Genomic DNA, 22,876 nt, shown 5'->3' with positions numbered 1-22,876 from the left:
TAAATCTACCATGAAGAAAACCATTGTCTTATTTCTTATAAGCCTTTTTATACTGCAATCCTGCAGTGTGAATTCTGAAATTGTCTATCACAAGGATGCCGCCTCTACTTCCGTAATGGATATTGATACAAGAGAGTTTATGGCAGAGATGATGGCTATGACACCAGATTCATTAAAGCAAAAGGAATTTGGAGAAATGGACAGACTTCCAACTACCTGGACAAGTATGTATGATGTTGCCAGAAAAGAAGGAAAATTAAAAACAGAAAATCCCGATTCCATCAAAATCATGAAAAAAATCTTCATGAAGTCTACGAAAGAAAACAACACACTTGCAGGGTTTTCTTTTAAGATGGATCATTTTTCACCGGAAGATTATCTGATTCTGAAAAGTTTTACAAAAACTGAAAAAATTCCGCTGGATCAGAATATTTATAATAATTGGGACGGAAAAACCTTGACGATTGATACCGAAAACTTTAATCTTAAAAGTATTGAAGAGGCTATTCGCTCCAAAAGCTCAAAGGAAGAAGCTGAGAAAATGGCCGGAATGATGATTATGTTTTTCAAAAAGATCGGCACTACTTTAAAGTTTGAGAGTCCCATAAAATCAATTACAGGCAAACATGACTGGGTAAAGCAGATTGATGATCATTCCATAAGAATAGAATATGATCTGAAAACCATTTATGATAAAGATTCAAAATTCAAAAAAGAAGATAAAAAGATTATCATTGTTACAGAATAAAACAAAACCCACCGGAATCCGGTGGGTTTTTATTTGTATGCTAAACGAACTGATCGCTGTTTAGTTAATTACATCAAATCTAGCATATTCTGCAATCTTCTTAGGCAGCTTGATACCTTCCGCTGTCTGGTTGTTTTCAAGCAATGCAGCCATAATTCTTGGTAACGCCATTGCTGACCCGTTTAAGGTGTGAACCAGCTGAGATTTACCATCTCCTTTGTAACGGCATTTCAATCTGTTTGCCTGGAATGTTTCAAAGTTAGAAACAGAACTTACTTCCAGCCACATTTCCTGAGCAGCACTCCATACTTCAAAATCGTATGTCATCGCAGAAGCAAAACCAGTATCACCACCACAAAGTCTTAGTACTCTGAATGGAAGCTCAAGATCTGTAAGAATTTCTTTGATGTGCTCTACCATCTCTTCCAAAACAGCATAAGAGTTTTCAGGCTTTTCAATTCTTACGATTTCAACTTTTTCAAACTGATGAAGACGGTTTAACCCTCTTACGTGAGCTCCATAGCTTCCTGCTTCTCTTCTGTAACACTGAGAGAATGCTGTATTTTTAATCGGAAGATCTTTTTCATCCAGCAATACATCACGGTAAAGATTCGTTACGGGAACTTCAGCCGTAGGAATGAGATATAATTTATCTTCGTTGATATAATACATCTGTCCTTCTTTATCCGGCAGCTGTCCGGTTCCAAAACCTGACGCTTCATTTACAACGTGAGGAGGATTCACTTCTGTATATCCTTTCTCTACATTTTTATCTAAGAAATACTGAACCAAAGCTCTTTGCAATCTTGCTCCTTTCCCTAAATAAACAGGAAAACCTGCTCCTGCAATTTTCACCCCTAATTCAAAATCAATAAGATTATATTTTTTGGCCAGTTCCCAGTGAGGAATAGCGCCTTCACCAAGACCTTCTACCGGATGAGACTGGAAAATCATTTCATTATCATCAGCAGAAGCTCCGCTTTTTACCAATTCGTTTGGAATGTTCGGAAGCTGGTACAGAATATTCAGTAAGTCGTTTTCTTTAACTTCTAACTGGGATTTCAATTCTGAGCTCGACTCTTTGTATTGTGCTGTTTTAGATTTTGCTGATTCCGCTTCTTCTTTTTTCCCTTCTTTCATCAAAAGCCCAATTTCTTTCGAAATTTTGTTGATTTCGGAAAGCTGGGAATCTAGTTCAAACTGGATTCTTTTTCTTTCGTCGTCGGCAGCGATAGCCTCGTCTACCAACTCAAGATTTTTGAATTGTCTTTTCTTAAGACCTTCTAAAACGCGTTCTTTATTGTCGCGCAAAAAATTGACTTGTAACATTTTATTTAGATGTTAAATATTAGATGTTTAGCTTATAATAAGCTAACAATTGTACAAATTTAAAAATTATTTTGTGATCGTAACTGTATTTATCGAAGTTGGTGCATCAGCATCTTTTGAAAATACCGGAACCCTGTTATACAAAACTTTTGAAACTTGGAATACAGTTGGTGTATTACGATACTGAATTTCCAAAGTATCAATCACATTATCAGCCACATTAGTACTTTTTGTATAGGTAATCTGCATTTTGGAAAAGTAAGAATTTCCTGTCCCCGGATTATCAGGACTGATAGAATCCAGCCTTCTTCTTTTTGCTCCTGCCAGATACTCCATATAAAATAATGAATCCGTTGTCATTCTTAATGAAACACTTACCGGAGCAATATCCTTAGTTCCAAAAATATCATTTACCGAAAATCCTGTATAAGACCCGGCTTTTTTACTGTTCAGAAGATCCTGTCCAGCGCTGTTTTTCACATAGATATTCATTAACTGATCTATTCTCTGCAAAGAATCATCATCACTTTTACAACTTACCAATGCAAAAACCGCAACAAGTATGCCCCAAAAATATTTCATCATAAATACAAAGGTAAAATATTAATCTTTAGACTGCTTCTTTATTTTTCAAAATATTTCTGATACCACAGTTCAAAAGTAACCAGCTGCCATATTTTCACCCAGTCGTATTCATTTTCCCGATGATTCCACCACTCGTCAATCACTACACTATTGAAGAAGTTTCTCTTTTTTAAACTTTCAAGGTTTTCAACAATAAAATCCCTTACTCGCTTTTCATTTTTAATGAAATAATGAACCGGAAAAGAAAACCCTTTTTTAGGCATATTCAAAACAGATTCAGGGAGATATTTTTCAGCTGTTTTACGAAGTAATGGTTTATTCTGAGTTCCACTAAATCTAATCTTTTCAGGTAATGAAGCCACATAATTAATCAGGCTGTTGCTCAGGTAAGGATAACGAAATTCCACACTGTATTTCATTGCACTCAGATCATCCCGGAATACATGATGGGAAGACAGCGAATATTTCATATCATATTCAAAATACCCGGAATAGTTTTTTGATTCCGAAATATGGTACTTTGAAAAATTTGAATCAATCTTACTGTAAATATCTGACGCTATAAGACTTTTAGCTTCCAAAGGTCTCATACTGATCTGGCTCTGTCTGAAAAAATCAAACATATCATCCTGAGAGAAATAATTTTTTACCCGCTGAGAAAATTTATCTTTTGTAAAAATAAAAGGGCTTACAAAATTGAAATTCCGCATCAACAGCCATCTATTCAGTTTCAGCGTATGGGAATAGCCGGCAAAAAGTTCATCGGCACCATTTCCGCTTAATACTACTTTAAAATCTCTGTCATGTGCATATTTTGCGGCATTGATCAAAACTTCAAAGCCGCTGTAAGGTTCTTCAAAATGCTGAATATTTTCCTTAAGCTGCTCCAACGCTTCATGATCACTCACCTCTTTTATATCATGCGAAACGCCAAAATGCCTGGCAGCCAGAGATGCATTTTTCACTTCTTCCTCAGAAAAGGGGTAAGAAATGGTGTATGTGTTGACATCAGAGTTAAAAGATTTTGATTTTGAAGCAATTAAGGTAGAATCTATCCCTCCGCTCATCATTACTGCCACAGGAACATCTGCATATAATTGCTCTGATATACTTTCAGAAAGCAGTTCATCTATTTTCCTTACAGCTTCTTCTTCCGAAACATTTTTCACAGATGATGAAGGCAGTACCCAGAATTTTTCTTTGGTAATTTTATGATCTGCTAAATCAATAGTCATAAAAGAAGCAGGTTCCAGGGAAAAAATATCCTGAAAACAAGTTTGCGGAGCCAATGTTGTTTGAAAAAGAAAATTGGTATACACTCCATTCCAGTTGATTTCAGGCTTTACAAATTCATTTTTCAACAATGCTTTTATTTCTGAAGCCCAAACCAATCCTTCTTCACTTTGATGATAAAAGAGAGGTTTCATTCCTACTCTGTCTCTTGCCAGTATAAGTTGTTGGCTGACAAGATTAACAATACAGATCGCAAACATCCCATCCAGCATTACAAAAACTGAATTTCCCCATTCCTGATAAGCTTTGAGAATAACTTCAGTATCGGAATTACTTCGGAAAACATGTCCTAAAATCTCAAGTTCTTTCCTTATTTTTTTAAAATTATAAATCTCTCCGTTAAAAGTGATAATAATCTGCTCATTCTCTGAGAGCATGGGCTGATGGCCTTTTTCAGACAGGTCAACAATAGATAATCTGCGGAAGCCCAGGGCAATCTCTGAACCCCTTTCCTGTAAAACAGGAAACTGTTCTTTAATTTTTGTGGTAGAATCATTTCCTGAAAAAGAAATCCCCTGACCATGATTATACAGCCAGAATCCTTCATCATCCGGTCCGCGATGTTTGATCGCCTGATTCATTTCCAGAATATTTGTTGAGGAAATACTTTTATGAAATGAATAATAACCACTGATTCCGCACATAGTATGACTTAATAGATTTGTAAAAATAGGAAAATGACTTTGTTTTCTGTACCTGAACAGAATAAATTATTTCTTCAAAAACTTTTCTTTTAAAAGCTGAATTTCCTCTTTTGATACTGTATAATCTTTCAAACTGAACGGAGTAGAACTATAAAATTTCCGGAACAGCAAGAACGCTGAAACCAAATAAGATGATGTGGTAGCAAGGCAGGCTCCCAAAATTCCCCATCTGGGTATTGCAATGAAAGAAAATACCACCGTAACAATAAGTCCAATTAATGATTTTACATTGAGAATCCTGAGCTCTCTCATTCCTGAGAAGTAATGTCCTACCATATCACTTACAGCAATAGCAAAAATTCCCGGGGATAAGAGGAGCATGATTTCTTTTGTATTCCTGAATTCTTTTCCGAAAATCAGTTCATAAACCTGAGACGGGATAATGATTATTCCCAGTATAAAACCTATCATCAGAATAAAGGTCAGCTTTAAAGATTCTTTGGTTTTTTCTACAGATTCTTCCCTGTTTTTACTATTCACCACATCTGAATATAAAACTACAGCAATACTTCTGGTAATTGTCCATATAGCTTCAGAAAAAGTTACTCCTATCGAAAAGATCCCTACACTGGAGATCCCTTCAAAATATTCCAGGAAATAAAAGGAAAGTCTATAGTTCAGAAACTGAACAAAAGCACTTAACTGGGTTTTCCAGCCATATTCAAACATATTTCTGGCAACCTCTTTACTGAATGATATTTCAGAAATATTGCATTTTTTGATGATCTGAAAAAAGCTGGTAAGAAAGAGAAGCCCCAGGCATCCAATCTGTGCAAGAAAGTATACTGAAACATCTTTTTTACCAAACAGATATACCAATATTCCGATAAAGATAATATGTACCAGCTGTTGTAAGACAGTATACACATTAAACTTTCTAATATCCTGTGTTCCAATAAACAAACTGATATTGGTAGATAGAAGTGAAGAAAAAACGGAAATTCCGATAAGATAAAATAGATATTCGCCCTGAATAGAGGCTAGACCAAATAAAAACGGGATTAAAAGTCCTGTGAAAAGTGACCACAAATAGGCATACAATAAAACTTTTTCTATTTTAAACCTTGAAGCGAAATAAGAAGCACTGCTTCCGGAAAAGATACTGCTGAAAAAACTTACTGCTGCAGCATTGGCAACCACAATTGAAATGGTTCCTTTACCTTCACTTCCCCACATATTCGTAGAATAGATCACAAGCCCGAAACTTAGGATCAGAATAAGAAAACGTGAGACAAATGTTTTAATAATAGTAAGCTGCATGGCGGTTATTTATCAATAGATTTTTTTACAAAATCAACAAAAGACTCTTTTATCGTGCTCCAGTTATATTTTCCTTCAAATTCTTTCCGGGCATTGAGAGCATGCAAACGATACAGCTCCGGATTTCTTACATAATTGAGGATAACTTCTGAAATGGCATCAGCATTCTGTGGATCTACCAGACTACCAAATGAAAGCGAACCCAAATGTTTTCGGATTCCCTTCAGGTTTGAATAGATCACGGGTTTTCCTGCTCCCATAAAGTAAAACAATTTTATTGGCAGTGAATGATCGTTTTCAAAATTAATTTCCCGAAGATCAAAACATATATCAGCATCTGCAAATGCTTCTGTAAACCGCTCAAAAGCCGTAGATTTTCTGATCTCGATATTATCAAAAGAATATTTCTTTAGTAATGTTGAAAAATAGAGTTCATCATTTCTCTGTACTGTCGATCCGATAATCAGAATACTGATATCGAGAGCAGGAGCTTTTTGGCGAAGCTGATCTATAGCATTAAAGAAGTTTTCAATTCCTTTATCTTTAGAAATCTGACCTGTATAGCATAAAGTGATAGTATTAGGCTCAAGGCTTTTGATATTTTCACTGATATAAACAGGGTCCGGATAATAAGGAAGAATCATCTGTTTTTTAAAGTAAAAAAAATATGCTAAAGGAAACTTTTTGGTAGTTTCACCAAAAATAAGACGAGTGCTTAAAAATCCTGCATACCACTGAATAAGAGAAAACTTAACTGCCTGGAAGATTTTTGCCGGAAATCGGTACCTGCCAAGCATTGACATAGAAGGATACCATTCTGTAACATCATAGATACAGCCTGCATGATATTCTTTTACAAATTTCTTTGATGCCGCCACAGCAAGAGGTTCGGAACAAATAATAGTCTGGGGGTGAAAATGATCACAAACCTTATGGAACGTTTCCATTTTCTTTTCTATACTTTCTTCCAGAATGGCATAGGACTCTATTTCAATTCCGTCAATAACACCTTTATATTCTGCATATAAACTGCATATTTTTACTTCATACCCATTATCTCTAAGAGCTTTTGCCTGATGATAAAAAATACGGTCATCATTATAGCTGTGGGATGTCGTTAAAAAAAGTACTTTAGGCATTAGTCATACTCGAATCTATGCAAAGATACATTAAAACAAAAAAGTGAGAAACAGGTTCCCACTTTATGATTATTCGCCTAAATTAGCTTAATAGCGATTATTTTACAGAAGCCGCCCAGCTTTTCTCCAAAGGAAGAAGGAAATGGCTCAAAAAGTCAAGGTAGGTATTTTTTGAAAAGTCAAAAACCTGAATATCATCTGAAAGTTCTCCGCTTCTCAACTTCGTTTTAAAGTCAATCAGCTTTAAAGTCTTCACTTCACCATTTTCTACAAAACTAGCTTTCATTCTGTCAAAAAGCCCCAATTGATATTCTTCATCAATTTCTCTCATGATCTTTCCTAAAGCATCAATGCTGCATCCTGAAGCCATTTCTTTTTCTTCATCTACACATACTACAATAAACTGATTCTTTTCAATTTTAAATGAAGAAGAAAGCGGCTTTCCGTGAGCTGCCCATGTAGCAAGGAAATCAAACAGTTTTTCGGTAATCGCTTTTGCTTCTTTCGTTTCAAAAGGTCTTGAAGCCGGATATATAATGACTCTGTAGTCGTTGGTTTCTACAATATTAGATTCTTCGATTTTCATAATGTAAGTATTTATTTTTCAAGGAACTGTGCAATCACTTTCAATTCTGATTCTTGAACAGAATGTTACTGTAATCGTGATTTCAAACCCTTATCATTTTAAAGACAAAATTACGCAATTTTCTCGAGTTTGAGATCATTGTATTTTTTACTCAGCACATAGAGCATCATAATGAAAAGCGGAAAAATAAACGGAAAGAAGAACCTTAATGCAGCCGGTTGTGGAAAGAAAAAGAATTTGATGTACACATTCGCCAGAAAAAGTACTGAAATCATCCTTATCCATGCATCTTTGGAACGCCAAAATACTACTGCAATCATGATGCTTACAGACAAGGTTACTTTTTTGAAGTAGATAATTTTGATATAAATAATGCTTAGATAATCTTTTAGGCTGACTTCGATGGGATGTGTTGAAATAATAGCCCTTCTCTCGATAAAAGTATCATAAAAGACGTCTTTCCAACCGGGATAATGATAAAATTTAATGATCGCCAGATACATCACTAAAAGTACTGTGCCTTGTGCAATAAGGGAAGCATCAATTTTCTTTTCTCTGAAGTAGTAAAAGAAGAAAACAGCAATAATATAAGTGAGGGTAAATGTAATATAGTCCGGACGTATAAAAGTGATTGCAAACAAAAGCACAAACATGCCCCATTTGCTCCATTTTTTGATCAACCCAATAATAAAGATCAGGATAAACTGAAAAATAAACATATCCGGAGTGGGAGTTCTGGACATATGCGCCATTGGTGGCAAAAGCATGGCGGCAACCGTTAGTCCTATTGCAACCCAGTATTTCTTCGGAAACAGAAGCTTTAGAATATAAAATAATAATAATCCTGAAAAGAAGTAAGAAATAAGACTTGTAAACAGAACGGCCATTGGGGATGAAAGTCCAAGCTTATAAAAAATAGTGATTACAAAAATATACCCTACTTTGATTTGAAAATAGGGTAATTGTTCTGTAAAAGATTGTGTATTTTTTACGAAATACTGCCTTGGAATATCCCACTGCTTTATTCCGATTATGTCTGTATAATGGTCTGCAGGAGCCTCTTTCTTTATTTCATCATAGGTGATGATTCGAACTTTATCCGGTGAATTCGGAAATTCAGAAGTATACATACACCCTAAATAACCCGGCATATCCCAGTCATATACTCTATTTTGGTAATTCCAGAATGTAAGAGCAGCAAGTATTGAAATTATAAACAAAAAGGAGAGTCTCCATTCTACCTTCATAAACCTGTATAAGATTACAATTATAAATCTTCTGCTTCAGCAAGAAGTTCAACGATATCTTTTACGGCAACTTCGGTATTTTTGTTAAAGTGTTTTACACCATCTGTCATCATGGTATTACAGAAAGGGCATCCTGTAGCAATTACCTTTGGTTCAAAAGATAAAGCTTCCTCTGTTCTTTCGATATTGATGTCTTTATTTCCTTTTTCAGGCTCTTTAAACATCTGTGCTCCTCCTGCTCCACAGCATAGACCGTTGGTCTTGCAACGTTTCATTTCTACAAGCTCTGCATCCAGCTTCTCAAGCAGCATTCTCGGAGCTTCATATTCGTCATTGGCACGTCCGAGGTAACAAGGATCATGGAAAGTGATTTTTTTCCCTTTGAATGCTCCTCCTTCTATTTTCAGTCTTCCTTCTTCCATTAAGGTTTTAAGGAATTGAGTATGGTGTACTACATCAAAGTGACCACCTAAGCTTGGATATTCATTTTTCAGGGTATTGAAACAGTGTGGACAAGCTGTTACGATTTTCTTTACTTCGTAAGCGTTCAGCACTTCAATATTCGTAAGGGCCATCATCTGGAAAACGAATTCGTTTCCTGCTCTTTTTGCAGGGTCTCCGGTACAGCTTTCTTCCTGTCCCAAAACGGCAAACTCTACCCCTATTTTATTTAATATCTTGCAAAATGCTTTTGTAATTTTTTTAGCACGGTCATCAAAGCTTCCCGCACATCCAACCCAAAATAAAACTTCCGGGGCTTTTCCTTCGGCAGCATATTCTGCCATTGTTTTTATATTGAAATCCATTTCTTTTCAATTTGAAAATGTGAGAATTTGGAAATTTGAAATGATGCAGATCTGTATCAATTTCAAATTTTCAAATTGATTAATTATCTAGTTTTCCGATGCCCAGTTCAGACGGTCAGCCTGATTATACTGCCAAGGGGCTGCATTGTTTTCCACATTGGTCATCATCAGATTCAGTTCCTGTGGAGCAGCAGACTGTTCCATGACCAGGAATCTTCTCATTTCAAAAATAATGGAAAGCGGGTCAAGCAATACAGGACAAGCTTCTGTACAGGCATTACATGTGGTACAAGCCCAAAGTTCTTCTTTTGTGATATAATCGTTCAGCAATTTTTTACCGTCATCAACGAATTTTCCATTTTTATCAATGTTTCTTCCTACTTCTTCAAGCCTGTCTCTTGTCTTCATCAGGATGAGTCTCGGAGAAAGTTTTTTACCGGTAATATTTGCCGGACAAACGGAAGTACAACGTCCGCATTCTGTACATGAATAAGCGTTAAGCAGCTGTACCTGATTCAGGTCAAAGATATCCTCAGCACCAAATTTAGAAGGTACATCAGCATCAGCTCCTTCAGCCGGTGCAGCATAAGGATCTGCATTAGGATCCATCATTAATTTGATCTCCTTCGTTACAGACTCAAGATTATTGAATTTTCCTTTTTTATCAAGGTTTGCATACCATGTACTTGGAAACGCAAGGATAATATGCAGGTGTTTTGAGTAATAAAGATAGTTCATGAAGAAAAGGATTCCTACAAAATGAAACCACCAGGCTCCCTTCTCTGTAAAAATCAAAAATCCGCTATCAAAATTGAAGATTTCCAAAAAGGGAACCAATGTCATTTCACTAATCGGGAAGCTTCCATGTTCAGGAAAAACACCTCTTGATTGTAAAATAAAATCTGAAGCATTCATCATAAAGAAAGCCATCATCAGAGCGAATTCAATGATCAGAATCCAGTTTGCATCATTTTTCGGCCATCCGAAAAGTTCTTTCATTGTCAGCCTTTTCACTCCGTAAAAATTTCTACGAATAAAGAAAATGACAACACCAATCACTACCAAAAGTGCTAAAACTTCTAGTGTTGCAGTGAAGAAACTATAAAATGTATGTCCTAAAATGCTTGATAAGAAACGATGTGTCCCAAATATTCCATCAACAACAATTTCTATTAATTCGATATTAATAATCACAAAACCTACATATACAAAAAGGTGTAAAACTCCTGCAACAGGGCGTGCTGTCATTTTACTCTGTCCCATTGCTACACGAGCCATGGTTCCCCAACGTTCTCCTTTTCTGTCATTTCTGTTGATTTCGTGACCCAACCTGATATTTCTATAGATCTTTAGAAGGCTTTTGGCAAACAAACCAAATCCGGCCACTAATAAAATCAGGAAAATAATGTTACCGATGTACTGCATAAAGTGAATTAGTCTTTATTATTTTTACCGAAAACCGAGAAATTGATATATCTCTTCGGATTCGCTTTCATATCTTCAATTAATGTATTCAGATTGGAAGAAGCTGAGTTCAGATTATTGTAAAGCTGATCATCTTTCATCAGTTTGCCTAAACTTCCTTCTCCTTTATCTATTCCACCAATCACCTGATTCAATTTCCCTACCGTAGCATCCAAATTGGCGATAGTTGCATTCAACTGTTTAGTATCAATGCTCTGAGCCAGGTTTCCGTATTTATCCAGGGTAACTTTTCCGCTCTGCATCGTAAGGCTTGCATCATCCAATACTTTCTGCAATTTAGGGTCATTGTGTCCTACCAGGCTGTTTACACTTCCGGCAGTAGTCTGTAATGCTCCTACTGTTTTATTAAGATTGGATAATAAAGCTTTTATTTCAGCTCTGTTTTGAGCATCAACAAGCAGATTGGCATTAGCCATTAAAGAGTCTACTCTGTGCAGAACTACCTGCAGCTGATCTTTTACCGGACCTACCTGAGAAGAAAGACTTCCAAGCGTTCCCAGTTTGAAAGCACCTTTCAGAGTATCTCCGTCTTTAGCCGTCTGGCCTCCGTAGGCAAGGTTCACTCTCATTTCTTTACCGGACATTAGTCCCGGTTCAAAGATTTCTAATGATGAATTTTTTGAGAATTCGAATTTGTTATCTACTGTAATTTTTACAACAAAATTAATTTTTCCGTCTTTTGAGGTCAGCGGAATAATTTTATCCACCTGCCCTACTTTCAACCCGTTGATAGAAACAGCCGAAGACTGCGCCAGGCCTTCTACGTTATCATATTTTGCGTAAAATATATTATCGGTAGTAAAAAGGCTTTTCCCTTTCATAAACTGAAACAACACCACAAAGCCTACAATAGCCAGAAGTGTGATCACACCAGCTTTTAATTCTTTACTGAACTTCACTTGCTAATTTTTTTCTAATAAGCAAATATAACACATTTTAAATAAATCTTTTCCAATATTGTTCTGCGTTAAATACAAAAAAAAGCGACAAAAAAATTTGTCGCTTTTTATATCATTGAAATGAATTTCTTATTGTTGCTGATTTCCAAGTTTACCCCAGATTTCAATTCTAAAATCTTCAATATCTGCATTGTCCTGAAGACTTTTCATCCAAGCCTGTCCGAACATTCCAGAACTTCTCTGAGTAAGAGACTCTGTAAATTGCTTAAGATCTCCAGGTTGTTTGTTTACCGTTTCTGATTTTTTGATCAAAACATAAACTCCTGTTCCTCCTTCAACCGGGTTAGAAAGCTTACCTTTTGCAACACCGAATGCTGCACCGGCAACTTTAGGTTCCATAGCACCCGCTACTGAAGGATTCAATAGATTTACCTGAGCAGACTGTTTTGGAGCTGCAAATAATTTAGCAACCTGATCCAGACTAGAAGCTTTCGCCGCTGTAATCTTATCAGAAATTTGTTTTGCCGCCAATTTATTTTTAACTACAACTTCGATCTGATCTCTTACAGATTCCGGATCAGCAAGACCTGCATCTTGTTTTCCGTTCAGATAAACTACAATTTTATCGCCTGTACCATCTACAGTAAATAGTTCAGTATCTCCTTTAGTTCTTTTCTTATCGAAAGCCCAAGTAAGAATCTCTGCATCTTTTTCAGTACCTAAGCCCTGAATCTGACCTTCAAATCTTTTTGCCGCTTTTGGATTAGAGAACTGGTAATTTCCTTTTTTAGCAATATTCACGAAATCGTTGAAAGATTTCCCTTGAACCTGCTGAATGAATTTTCTTGATTTCTTGTCTGATTCAGCCTCAGTAGCATCTGAAGGTTTGATTGCTTTCACAAGGTTAGCAACTTTATACCCCATTGATCCTGATTTTTTATCTTCAATATTGATGATATGGTAACCGAACTGTGTTTCTACTACACCTGTAGCTCCTTTAGGATTGCTTGCAAGGTAAGCAAGGAATTCAGGAACGAAAGGTGTTTCAGGAGTTGTCCATCCTAAGCTTCCTCCTTGTGCTGCAGAATTCGGATCGCTTGAAAGCTTAAGGAATTCTGTAAATTTAGCAGGAGTAGCTTTTACAATAGCACCAATAGAGTCTGCCAATTTCTTAGCCTGCTCCTTAGTTCTTGTTACCCCTTCACCTGCAGGACTTCCTTTGAATGCAATAAGGATGTGTCTTGATAAAGTAGAATCTGAAGCTCTTTTACCTACAAGTTTAGAAACTACATAAACGTCTTGCTCTTTATAAGGACCAAAAGTCTGACCTATAGCTGCAGCTGTAATCTGATCTTTGATCGTTGGCGGCAATTGAGCAGGATTCATATACTGAGAATTGAATGGCGCATCAGAATTTGCCATTACAAACATAGAATCATTTTTCGTATTCTGGAAGTTTTCAGTACCTCCGCTTGCATCTGTACCTCCTGAATATAATTTTGTAATTTCTTTCAGGGTTGCTGCATCATCTGCTGCACTAGGTTTTGACGGAAAATATACAACACCGATATTTCTGCTTGGTTCAGCTTTGAACATTACAGGGTGCTGCTTGATATAATCTGCCAGATCCTGTGTTGTAACATTGATTTTTGTTTTCTGAAGATAAGCTGCATAATCCACTTTCACAAAGTCAATATCAGCAAGCTGATCTCTCTGCTTCATCAATTCTTCTGCTTCTTTCTTACCGGTAGTGATACCTGCTGAAATATTGGTAAACACCTGTCTTGCCATCAGTCTGTACTCAATCGTCTTTTTAGTTTTCAACCATTGATTATACCCTTCAGGATTGGTGTTTTTTAATGTTTCAATTTCTTTTTTAAGCTCTTGAGTTTTAAAATTACCTTTCTCATCAAAGAACTGTTGATTTTGAGCAAACATCTGATCGTACTGGATTTGGTTCCAGAAATAATCATCAGTCATTTCAAAGCCTAGTTTCTCAAACTGTTGTTTGATAAGTTTAGATTGTACAAGTAACTGCCAAGCCTGCTCTTCAAGACCGCTTTTCGGACGTCCTTGCTGATCAGCCTGCTGCTGCAACACGAAAAGCTGATCATTGAACTCTTCGCGGGTGATTTTCTCACCATTTACTTTTCCTAAAACGTCAGGATTCTTACCAAAAACCTTGTCGATACTATCGGGGTTCACCAGGAACGCCAAAAGCGCTAAGGCTATTACTCCCATTAAAAGCCAAGGCTTACTCCTAATCTGTCCTAAAATTGCCATTTTATAAATTATAGTTTTTTATCAGTTTGCGAAAATACACATTTTTAAGAAATTACAGAAACAGAACTGCTTTATTTTGATTTTTAATGCAAAGTTTATCTAAAAAAGGAAATTTTGACCGTATTTTTAAGTAAAAAACAAATGGCATAAGTATTGTGCATTTTTAGAATATTATAATATGCCACACGTTTTCAACGCATATTATAAAAAATCCCTTTAACGATAAAAAACGAAAATGACAATTTGTCATTCGATTGACTATGACAGAATTTGAAGATATTAGTTTAGAAGAAATGATCAGCGATGGATTTGATATCGTAGCTGAAGAAATCAATCTTTCCGACTTCGCAGAGACTGATAAAAATTCCGAACAGAAAATATTCCCGATACTTCCCGTAAGAAATATGGTTATGTTCCCTAATGTAGTAATTCCTATTACAGCAGGGAGAAAAAACTCTATACAGCTTCTTGAGGAAGCACAGAAGAACGGAGATTTCATTGGAATTGTAAGCCAGAAAAATTCGGATATGGAACAACCTTCCGAAAAAGATATTTATTCTACCGGTACATTGGCTAAGATCATTAAGATCATCAAGCTTCCGGAAGGCAATATTACAGCTATAACCAAAGGTTTCCACCGATTCAAGATTAAAAAAATCATTGAAAACCAACCTTATTTTCGGGCAGAAATATCAAAATTAAAAGATACACGTCCTAAAAACCAAGACGAATACGAGGCATTACTGGAAAACATCAAAGATCTTGCTTTAAAAATCATTGAACTGGATCCGAATATCCCTAATGCCGCAAATTTTGCGATCAAAAATATTACTAATAATGATGATCTTCTGAATTTCATCTGCACCAATGCCAATTTTTCTTCGATAGCAAAGCAAAAGCTTCTTGAAGAGAAAAATCTGATGACGAGAGCGAATCAGTGCTACGAAATGATGCATGAAGATTTCAGAAAACTGGAACTGAGAAGTCAGATTCATCAGAAAACCTCCAAGGATCTTGACAAACAGCAGAGAGAATATTTTCTGAATCAACAGATCAGAACCATCCAGGAAGAATTGGGTGGTGGCCCCGAAAGTGATGTTGAAGATCTTATTGCTAAGGCTAAGACCAAAAAATGGAGTAAGGAAGTAGAGGAACATTTCCAGAAGGAAATTAGCAGACTGCAACGTCAGAATCCTAATTCTCCGGACTATAATGTACAGAGAAATTATCTGGATTTCTTTACGGATCTCCCTTGGGAAACTTATACAAAAGACGTTTTTGATATTGCAAAAGCAGAAAAAGTGCTTGACAAAGCTCACTTTGGGCTGGAAGATATCAAGAAAAGAATCCTGGAGCACATGGCTGTTTTAAAATTAAAAAACAATATGAAGTCTCCGATTCTACTGTTGGTAGGGCCTCCGGGGGTTGGTAAAACATCTTTAGGAAAGTCTATTGCAGACGCTCTAGGAAGAAAATATGTAAGATTATCATTAGGCGGCCTTCATGATGAGAGTGAAATCCGCGGGCATAGAAAAACCTATATCGGTGCTATGGCGGGAAGAATTTTACAGTCTATCAAAAAATCCGGCACTTCAAACCCGGTAATCGTTCTTGATGAGATAGATAAAATCGGACAGGGTCTTCATGGGGATCCAAGTTCAGCATTGCTGGAGGTTCTTGATCCTGAACAAAATAAATCTTTCTATGACAATTTCCTTGAGATGGGTTATGACCTGTCAAAAGTAATGTTTATTGCTACGGCCAATTCTCTTTCAACAATACAGACTCCTCTTTTAGACAGAACGGAGATCATTCAGATTGCCGGTTATACTTTGGAGGAAAAGATTGAGATTGCGAAAAGACACTTAATCAAGAAACAGCAGGAAGAAAATGGTCTGGGTGCAAAATCATTCAAACTTGGAAATGCAGAACTTAAGCATATTATAGAAGCCCACACTTCGGAAAGCGGTGTAAGAACTCTGGAGAAAAGAATTGCTGCCGTTGGAAGATGGGTCGCTCTTCAGACGGCTTTGGTAAAAGAATATGATCCAAAAATTTCGCTTGAAAAAGTAGATGAAATTCTGGGGGTTCCAAGACCAAAAAGCTTATCTGAAATCACTGGAGTTCCAGGGGTTGTAACAGGTCTTGCCTGGACAAGTGTAGGTGGAGATATTCTTTATATTGAAAGTATTCTAAGCAATGGAAAAGGTTCTTTGACAATGACCGGAAATCTTGGAACAGTGATGAAAGAATCTGCTACTATTGCTCTTGAATATATTAAGGCTAAGCATGACGAACTGGGAATTCCTCAGGAGGAACTGGACAAGAAAAACGTTCACGTACACGTTCCTGAAGGAGCAACTCCTAAGGATGGCCCATCTGCAGGTATTGCAATGCTTACTTCAATGGTTTCTTCTTTTAAAAATAAGAAGGTAAAACCTCACCTTGCGATGACCGGAGAAATCACCTTAAGAGGAAAAGTACTTCCTGTAGGAGGAATCAAAGAAAAACTTCTTGCCGCTACAAGAGCCGGAATTAAAGATGTTATCCTTTGTGAAGCCAACAGAAAAGATGTGGAAGAGATCAAAAAGGATTATTTAAAAGGTCTTAATGTACATTATGTAAGCAGAATGGAAGAAGTCATTGATATCGCCATTGAAGAATAAACAACTTATAACATATTAACTTCTCAATAGGGAAACACGTTCTGAGTATCAGAGCGTGTTTCTGTTTTATAAACAAATACATACTTTTCTTCATTACGTGGAATAAAATTTGATGCAATAGAATAAAATTCTGAGGATTGAATAAAAAAATTTTTCAATTCAGAGGGGTTTTCTTACTTTTATTCCACACTGCAGATTTTTAGATTATGAATTTTCTTCGACTTCCTTTCCTTGTCAAGCTTACGCTTGTGGTGATCTCCATCATTGGCCTTGGCTATCTTCTGGCATTAGGACAGAGTATTTTAGCTCCGTTTTTCCTTGCATTCCTTATGGCCATGCTGTTTTTGCCAGCGGCAACTTTCATGGAAAGAAAGTTAAGATTTCCAAGATCAATGTCCACAATGACCTCAGTGTTCATCATGTTGATCATTTTAGGTGGAATCATTTACTTTTTCACCAATCAGTTATCGGACTTCAGTAAGGATCTTCCTCATCTCAGTGAGCAGTTTACAACTGTTTTTAATGGTCTGCAGCATTGGGTTTCCAAAACATTCAATGTGAAAGTAGATGAGCAGGTAGATTATATCAACCAAGGACTGAATAAACTCCTGTCTTCTTCAGGGGCTATTTTAGGATTTACTTTTGGGATTTTCTCCACGGGATTCGGCTTTATTATATTTTTCACCCTGTTTTTTATCTTTATTTTAAATTACAGAAGGCTTTTAAATAACTTTATCGTTACCGTTTTCAACGAAAGACATAAATCAAGTGTACAGGAAGCTGTAAATGAGATTCGTATCATGACCAAGAAATACATCTTCGGGCTTTTTCTTCAGGTAATTATCGTATCCGTTCTTACTTCCACTCTTCTTACAATTCTGGGAGTGAAATACGCTATTCTTTTAGGGGTTCTTACTGGGTTATTAAACGTTATTCCATACCTTGGAATTTTTATTTCACTTTTAATTTCCTGTTTTATAGCTTTTGCAACTTCTACTCCTTCAACGTGTATTTATGTTGCTTTGGGATATATTGCCATTCACGCAGTAGACGGAAATATTGTTCTGCCATTTGTGGTCGGCTCCAAAGTAAAAATTAATGCTTTATTTTCTTTTATTGGTATTCTTTTAGGAGAGCATCTTTGGGGAATTGCAGGTATGTTCCTGTGTATTCCGGCGATTGCCATTATTAAGATTATTTGCGAAAGAGTAGACGATCTTAAACCTTGGGGAAGATTGCTTGGGGAAGAATCGGGACCTCATAAGAAGAAGAAAACTTATAAGATTTCCAAGAATATTACGCTGAAGGAGATGGACTGATCATGAATAATGAGTGATAAGTAATAGACAAAGGACAATAACTAATATAGTCCACCTTTGAATGCTTAAACTTTGGACTTTAAATAACAAAGACTGCCTTTTTCAAGACAGTCTTTTTATTTTTGTTATGAAAGAGGACACAAAGGACTTGTTCCATTTGGACAAGTATCTGTACATAGGATATAGTTCTGACTGTCCGGACAGTAACCATAAGTCGGGCCTCCGGGCTCTCCTCCAGGACCACCTAAACAAGGATCTCCCGGTGGAATTTTACATGGACATCCTATTGGGCCAATATCACATTTTCCAATACCTACTCCTCCCTGGATTTCTCTTAAATCCGTGCGGCTTAATTTTTTAAGATTTTTTTGCATGAGTTATTAGTTTTAATTTGCATTTCGAAGATATACAATAAAAATCACACAAAAGCACTAATTAACGTACATTAACAATTGATTTCATATTTTATGTTAAATCAAACTCAACATATCCCATTTTTATTTTACATTTGATATTAAATCATCAATCATGAAAATAATAAAATTCATTTTATGCTTACTTTTCGGGCTTATGTTTATTAATGCCGGATTAAACAAGTTTTTTAATTATATGCCCATGGAGAAACCCACTCCGGAGCAGATGAAACTTTTCGCAGCTTTTGGAGAAATCAGCTGGCTGATGCCATTAGTGGGTGTTGTAGAAATCATTGGTGGCTTATTATTCATTTTTCCAAAGACAAGAGCACTGGGAGCTATTGTTATTCTACCTGTCATGGTAGGAATTGTCACCCATGTGTTCACTATGGATAAATCTCCAATGGGAATGGGGATTGCCGGTGTGATGTTCCTGATCAATCTTTGGATGATTATTGACAACAAGGAAAAATATAAACATTTAGTTTCTTAAGGTTGCAGATAATAGGTTATAGGTTGCAGTTTTTATGGTGTTCAATTAAAATTTACTGTTGTTAATCAGTTTGAAAGACGCACTAAAAACTACAACCTATCATCTGCTCCTTATACGAAAGCACTGAAGCCTGTAATGGAGCGTCCTACAATTAATGAATTGATTTCTTTCGTTCCTTCATAGGAATAAATAGCTTCAGCATCGGCAACAAATCTGGCTACATCGTACTCCAGCAGAATTCCGTTTCCTCCCATCACCTCTCTTGCCCTGGAAACAATATCTCTTGTTCTGAGTGTACAGAAAACTTTAGCTAAAGAAGCATGTTCATCTTTTAAAATCCCTTCATCCTGCATTTCGGACAACCTGAAAACCATAGTTTGCATCGCAGTAAGATTTGACAGCATTTCTACCAGATGCCCCTGAATCATTTGAAACGAAGCAATAGGTCTTCCAAACTGTTCTCTTTTTCGGGTATAATCCAAAGCGCTTTCATAAGCTCCACGTGCGCAGCCTGTAGCCATCCAAGCTACTCCCGCCCTGGTCATTCTCAGTACTTTTCCGGTATCTTTAAAGGAATTGGCATTCTGCAAACGGTTTTCTTCAGTTACAAGGCAGTCTTTTAAAGTAATCAATCCATTCTGAACAATCCTTAAAGCCATTTTCCCCTTGATTTTTTCTACAGAATACCCCGGATTATCTTTTTCTACAATAAATCCCTTCACTTCACCACTGTCCAGATCTCTTGCCCAGATAATGATAAGATCTGCAAAAGTGGCATTCCCAATCCATTTTTTCTGACCATTCAGAACCCAGCCTTCCGGTGTTTTTTTACAGGTTACCGTAAGTCCGCCTGCTGCTCCGGATCCAACTTCCGGCTCCGTAAGCCCAAAGGCTCCTATTTTTTCAAATTTCTGCATCTGTGGAAGCCATTTCTGCTTCTGCTCTTCAGATCCGCAGATATAGATAGAACCCATTGCCAGCCCGGATTGTACTCCGAAAAATGTAGCTATAGAGGCATCCACTCTTGCCATTTCCATCGCGATAACACCTTCCATCAGGAAAGGCATTCCGGGGCAGCCATAGCCCTCATAAGTAACACCGCAGATATCAAGCTTCTGGAATTTCGGAATCAGCTCAAAAGGGAATTCGTCTCTGAGCCAATAATGATTCACCAGAGGTTTTACTTCTTTTTCCATAAAAGCTCTTACTTTAAGCTGAATTTCACGCTGTTCAGGAGTAAGGGTATGGTAGATATCATAAAAATCTCCATCAATAGGAGGTAGTTCTTTCTTTTTCTTTTCCGGATCAAGCATTTTCATGAGCCCGGAAAGCTGTTTATCATCCAGTTTTGAAAAATTATGCATCAGTTTTGAAAGATCCACCTTCTGAGAAATGGCACTCAACTGATCAAAATCTATGGATGTGAATAGTCCTATTACGTTTCTGATTTTGGAAAAGGTATTTGACATAGTGATAGATTGTAGTTTTGGTTTGTAAAAGATAAGCAAAAATTGCTCCGAAAGCAAAGCACCAGGTCCTGCTCTATTTTACAAAACACTTAATTTCAATCAATTAAAACATCATACTTTATTTACAAGCTTTTTACTTTTGTTTTTCAAGCGTTACAAAAGATCCTGACTGAACTTTGACTTCAGGAAAACAATAAAAATCAACGCTATGAAAACGACTTACATTAAATTATCTCTATCTGCTGTTATTTTACTAGGTATTTATTCATGTAAAAAAGGCGAAGTTTCTTCAACAGATCTTGATGCCTACGCTACAACAGATTCAGCATCTGCTATTGTTTCAGACAGTATTTCATCTGTTGCAGAGATGAAGGTAAAGGATAAACAGTTCATTAAGACCGCAGATGTGAATATGGAAGTAAAAGATGTGTATAATGCAACTGTTGCTATTGAAAAATCAGTACAGGAGCTTGGAGGATTTGTTACAAATAGCAATCTTCAGAGTAATGTGGTTTCTGAAAACACCTACAACACATCTAATGAAGAAGCTATGCTGATCAAGAAATACCAGACAGAGAACAGGATGCAAGTGCGTATTCCTACGGAAAAGCTCGGTGAACTTTTAACAGCAATCAATACAAATAAATTATTTCTTAATTCAAGATCCATCAATGCTGAGGATGTGACGGCCAACATCAAATATTCTGAACTGGAAGGAAAAAGAAATCAAAAAACTTCTGAAAATATCAGCAAACTGAAAACAAATAAAGATAAAATAACACTGGACAATGAAAATATGTCTGAAGGAAATCTTCAAAAACTGCAGAGTATGAATATGACAGACGATTTGAAATACAGCACGATTGACATCTACATCAAAGAACCTCAATTGCGCATTGCTGAAATTGCTGTTACCAACACAACAAGTATTGACAATAAGTATAAATACAATTTCATCTATGATGCTAAAGATGGTTTTGTATACGGATTCTATCTGATTCAGAGAATCATAGTAGCTCTTATCAATGTATGGCCACTTTTATTAATTGCTGCTGTAATCCTCTATTTTTTAAGAAAAAGAAAAATTTCAAAACCTGAACATTCAAAAATACAGGAATAAAAAACCATCCTAACCAATTGGTTATCATCATAATTTTAGATTTTACAACCTCCTGTTTTCGGGAGGTTTTTATTTTTTTTGAAAAAAAACTGTAACGATTGTAATGCCTGCTTTACCTACTATTTAAAAGAACAAAAAATCAAAAAAAATAATACTATGAAAAATTTAATAAAACTCGGAGCTGCAGTGTTATTATCACTAAATTCAATGACAACAAATGCTCAAAGTAAAAGTTCTGAAAAAGACAACAGCCTGCTTTGGGAAGTCTCAGGGAACGGTCTCTCTAAGCCTTCCTACATTACCGGAACTTTTCATATCTTATGCAGTAAAGATTTTGAAATAAAACCTAAAGTATTGAAAGCTCTTGAGAAATCTGACAACTTTGTTATGGAAATCAATTATACAGATCCCGCTGAAATGATGTCACTGCAAAAAATGTTTACTGCAGATAAAAAAATATCTGATCAGCTTTCTTCTGATGAAGCTAAAGAATTGAATACTATTCTTGCCAATTATGGAACTGATCTGAAAAGCATAGATTCTTCAAGTCCTCAGGCGCTGTATGCTCTGCTTTCCACAAAGGCTATTCCATGTCCAAAGACTGAAATAAAACTTTACGAAATGGAACTTCTGCAGAAAGCAATAAAAGACAAGAAGAGTATCAGAGGATTGGAAAAAGTAGAGGACCAGATGAAGTCTATTAACAAAGCTTATGATCTGAAAAGCACCATCAACCAACTGAAAATGGATAAGGAATATGAAATATTATTCAGGCAGATGATCGAAGCTTTTAAAAATGAAAATGTACAATCTCTTTACAATCTTTTTAAGGATGAAAGATTTATGAATTCCCAACAGGAAAAAGCAATGCTGACTGACAGAAATCAAAACTGGGTAAAAATAATGCCGGAAATGATGAAAAAAGAAGGTTCCTTCTTTGCTGTCGGGGGATCTCATCTTATGGGTAAAAACGGAATTATTCCTCTTCTTCGGGCAAAAGGCTACACCGTAAAACCTGTATCAGGTTTATAA

19 protein-coding genes are annotated in these 22,876 nt (G+C 36.3%); 6 read left to right on the top strand and 13 right to left on the bottom strand.

Annotation, left to right across the window (positions count from 1 at the left end; translation table 11 throughout):
- Positions 1 to 10 precede the first annotated feature (10 nt).
- Positions 11 to 748: a hypothetical protein gene (locus SFA27_RS01270; RefSeq protein WP_407295636.1), complete on the top strand. Its 738-nt coding sequence runs from the start codon at positions 11 to 13 to the stop codon at positions 746 to 748.
- A gap of 60 nt (positions 749 to 808) precedes the next feature.
- Here the strand turns inward: SFA27_RS01270 and serS are convergent, their stop codons facing one another.
- The 11 genes from serS to SFA27_RS01215 all read right to left on the bottom strand — a co-directional run bounded on the left by serS (position 809) and on the right by SFA27_RS01215 (position 14,364).
- Positions 809 to 2,077, bottom strand: coding sequence for a serine--tRNA ligase (gene serS, locus SFA27_RS01265; RefSeq protein WP_047428874.1), 1,269 nt, complete (start codon positions 2,075 to 2,077; stop codon positions 809 to 811).
- 66 nt (positions 2,078 to 2,143) lie between these two features.
- The gene (locus SFA27_RS01260; RefSeq protein ID WP_047377326.1) at positions 2,144 to 2,662 is read right to left on the bottom strand and encodes a hypothetical protein; all 519 of its coding nucleotides are present in this window, start codon (positions 2,660 to 2,662) and stop codon (positions 2,144 to 2,146) included.
- A 38-nt stretch (positions 2,663 to 2,700) separates the two neighbouring features.
- Positions 2,701 to 4,599 (bottom strand): asparagine synthase (glutamine-hydrolyzing), encoded by a 1,899-nt coding sequence (asnB, locus tag SFA27_RS01255; protein WP_407295633.1) that lies wholly within the window; start codon positions 4,597 to 4,599, stop codon positions 2,701 to 2,703.
- Between the two features lie 66 nt (positions 4,600 to 4,665).
- Entirely contained in the window at positions 4,666 to 5,919 is a 1,254-nt protein-coding gene (locus SFA27_RS01250) for a polysaccharide biosynthesis C-terminal domain-containing protein (protein WP_407295631.1), read from the bottom strand.
- A 5-nt stretch (positions 5,920 to 5,924) separates the two neighbouring features.
- Positions 5,925 to 7,058 (bottom strand): glycosyltransferase, encoded by a 1,134-nt coding sequence (locus SFA27_RS01245; RefSeq protein WP_407295628.1) that lies wholly within the window; start codon positions 7,056 to 7,058, stop codon positions 5,925 to 5,927.
- A 97-nt stretch (positions 7,059 to 7,155) separates the two neighbouring features.
- Positions 7,156 to 7,644, bottom strand: a complete 489-nt coding sequence (locus tag SFA27_RS01240; protein WP_407295625.1) for a hypothetical protein — start codon at positions 7,642 to 7,644, stop codon at positions 7,156 to 7,158.
- 110 nt (positions 7,645 to 7,754) lie between these two features.
- Entirely contained in the window at positions 7,755 to 8,891 is a 1,137-nt protein-coding gene (locus SFA27_RS01235) for a hypothetical protein (RefSeq protein WP_407295623.1), read from the bottom strand.
- 20 nt (positions 8,892 to 8,911) lie between these two features.
- Positions 8,912 to 9,697, bottom strand: a complete 786-nt coding sequence (locus SFA27_RS01230) for a (Fe-S)-binding protein (RefSeq protein ID WP_047377320.1) — start codon at positions 9,695 to 9,697, stop codon at positions 8,912 to 8,914.
- A gap of 87 nt (positions 9,698 to 9,784) precedes the next feature.
- Positions 9,785 to 11,122 (bottom strand): 4Fe-4S dicluster domain-containing protein, encoded by a 1,338-nt coding sequence (locus SFA27_RS01225; RefSeq protein ID WP_407295620.1) that lies wholly within the window; start codon positions 11,120 to 11,122, stop codon positions 9,785 to 9,787.
- A gap of 8 nt (positions 11,123 to 11,130) precedes the next feature.
- Positions 11,131 to 12,081 carry an MlaD family protein gene (locus SFA27_RS01220; protein ID WP_047377318.1) on the bottom strand — a complete coding sequence of 317 codons (951 nt, stop codon included), beginning with the start codon at positions 12,079 to 12,081 and terminating at the stop codon, positions 11,131 to 11,133.
- A 129-nt stretch (positions 12,082 to 12,210) separates the two neighbouring features.
- A complete protein-coding gene (locus SFA27_RS01215) occupies positions 12,211 to 14,364 on the bottom strand; it encodes a SurA N-terminal domain-containing protein (RefSeq protein WP_407295617.1) in 2,154 nt (717 codons plus the stop codon).
- Positions 14,365 to 14,624: 260 nt separating this feature from the next.
- On the opposite strand from SFA27_RS01215, the gene lon reads away from it, so the two are divergent.
- Together lon and SFA27_RS01205 are read left to right on the top strand one after the other, a co-directional pair.
- The gene (gene lon / locus SFA27_RS01210; RefSeq protein WP_407295614.1) at positions 14,625 to 17,030 is read left to right on the top strand and encodes an endopeptidase La; all 2,406 of its coding nucleotides are present in this window, start codon (positions 14,625 to 14,627) and stop codon (positions 17,028 to 17,030) included.
- 206 nt (positions 17,031 to 17,236) lie between these two features.
- A complete protein-coding gene (locus SFA27_RS01205; RefSeq protein WP_407295611.1) occupies positions 17,237 to 18,349 on the top strand; it encodes an AI-2E family transporter in 1,113 nt (370 codons plus the stop codon).
- A gap of 125 nt (positions 18,350 to 18,474) precedes the next feature.
- Here SFA27_RS01205 and SFA27_RS01200 read toward each other — a convergent pair whose 3' ends face one another.
- Positions 18,475 to 18,723 carry a bacteriocin-like protein gene (locus SFA27_RS01200; protein WP_047377313.1) on the bottom strand — a complete coding sequence of 83 codons (249 nt, stop codon included), beginning with the start codon at positions 18,721 to 18,723 and terminating at the stop codon, positions 18,475 to 18,477.
- Between the two features lie 154 nt (positions 18,724 to 18,877).
- On the opposite strand from SFA27_RS01200, the gene SFA27_RS01195 reads away from it, so the two are divergent.
- Positions 18,878 to 19,255, top strand: coding sequence for a DoxX family protein (locus tag SFA27_RS01195; RefSeq protein ID WP_047377312.1), 378 nt, complete (start codon positions 18,878 to 18,880; stop codon positions 19,253 to 19,255).
- A 110-nt stretch (positions 19,256 to 19,365) separates the two neighbouring features.
- Here SFA27_RS01195 and SFA27_RS01190 read toward each other — a convergent pair whose 3' ends face one another.
- A complete protein-coding gene (locus SFA27_RS01190) occupies positions 19,366 to 20,724 on the bottom strand; it encodes an acyl-CoA dehydrogenase family protein (protein ID WP_047377311.1) in 1,359 nt (452 codons plus the stop codon).
- Positions 20,725 to 20,932: 208 nt separating this feature from the next.
- Between SFA27_RS01190 and SFA27_RS01185 the strand changes: the two genes are divergently transcribed.
- Both SFA27_RS01185 and SFA27_RS01180 read left to right on the top strand, forming a co-directional pair.
- On the top strand, positions 20,933 to 21,844 hold the full coding sequence (locus SFA27_RS01185; protein ID WP_407295608.1) for a DUF4349 domain-containing protein: 912 nt from the start codon (positions 20,933 to 20,935) through the stop codon (positions 21,842 to 21,844).
- Between the two features lie 156 nt (positions 21,845 to 22,000).
- A complete protein-coding gene (locus SFA27_RS01180) occupies positions 22,001 to 22,876 on the top strand; it encodes a TraB/GumN family protein (protein ID WP_407295605.1) in 876 nt (291 codons plus the stop codon).

It is taken from the genome of Chryseobacterium sp. HR92 (genome assembly GCF_045689405.1).
Taxonomy (GTDB): Bacteria; Bacteroidota; Bacteroidia; order Flavobacteriales; family Weeksellaceae; genus Chryseobacterium; species Chryseobacterium viscerum_A.
This window is presented reverse-complemented; position numbering and strand designations above follow the sequence as displayed.

Bases quoted from the DNA above. Each gene is read 5' to 3' on its own strand.
- SFA27_RS01245 (WP_407295628.1), bottom strand. From the start codon at position 7,058: ATGCCTAAAGTACTTTTTTTAACGACATCCCACAGCTATAATGATGAC.
- SFA27_RS01225 (WP_407295620.1), bottom strand. From the start codon at position 11,122: ATGCAGTACATCGGTAACATTATTTTCCTGATTTTATTAGTGGCCGGA.
- lon (WP_407295614.1), top strand. From the start codon at position 14,625: ATGACAGAATTTGAAGATATTAGTTTAGAAGAAATGATCAGCGATGGA.
- SFA27_RS01235 (WP_407295623.1), bottom strand. From the start codon at position 8,891: ATGAAGGTAGAATGGAGACTCTCCTTTTTGTTTATAATTTCAATACTT.
- SFA27_RS01185 (WP_407295608.1), top strand. From the start codon at position 20,933: ATGAAAACGACTTACATTAAATTATCTCTATCTGCTGTTATTTTACTA.
- SFA27_RS01200 (WP_047377313.1), bottom strand. From the start codon at position 18,723: ATGCAAAAAAATCTTAAAAAATTAAGCCGCACGGATTTAAGAGAAATC.
- SFA27_RS01240 (WP_407295625.1), bottom strand. From the start codon at position 7,644: ATGAAAATCGAAGAATCTAATATTGTAGAAACCAACGACTACAGAGTC.
- SFA27_RS01230 (WP_047377320.1), bottom strand. From the start codon at position 9,697: ATGGATTTCAATATAAAAACAATGGCAGAATATGCTGCCGAAGGAAAA.
- serS (WP_047428874.1), bottom strand. From the start codon at position 2,077: ATGTTACAAGTCAATTTTTTGCGCGACAATAAAGAACGCGTTTTAGAA.
- SFA27_RS01195 (WP_047377312.1), top strand. From the start codon at position 18,878: ATGAAAATAATAAAATTCATTTTATGCTTACTTTTCGGGCTTATGTTT.
- asnB (WP_407295633.1), bottom strand. From the start codon at position 4,599: ATGTGCGGAATCAGTGGTTATTATTCATTTCATAAAAGTATTTCCTCA.
- SFA27_RS01205 (WP_407295611.1), top strand. From the start codon at position 17,237: ATGAATTTTCTTCGACTTCCTTTCCTTGTCAAGCTTACGCTTGTGGTG.
- SFA27_RS01260 (WP_047377326.1), bottom strand. From the start codon at position 2,662: ATGATGAAATATTTTTGGGGCATACTTGTTGCGGTTTTTGCATTGGTA.
- SFA27_RS01250 (WP_407295631.1), bottom strand. From the start codon at position 5,919: ATGCAGCTTACTATTATTAAAACATTTGTCTCACGTTTTCTTATTCTG.
- SFA27_RS01215 (WP_407295617.1), bottom strand. From the start codon at position 14,364: ATGGCAATTTTAGGACAGATTAGGAGTAAGCCTTGGCTTTTAATGGGA.
- SFA27_RS01180 (WP_407295605.1), top strand. From the start codon at position 22,001: ATGAAAAATTTAATAAAACTCGGAGCTGCAGTGTTATTATCACTAAAT.
- SFA27_RS01270 (WP_407295636.1), top strand. From the start codon at position 11: ATGAAGAAAACCATTGTCTTATTTCTTATAAGCCTTTTTATACTGCAA.
- SFA27_RS01190 (WP_047377311.1), bottom strand. From the start codon at position 20,724: ATGTCAAATACCTTTTCCAAAATCAGAAACGTAATAGGACTATTCACA.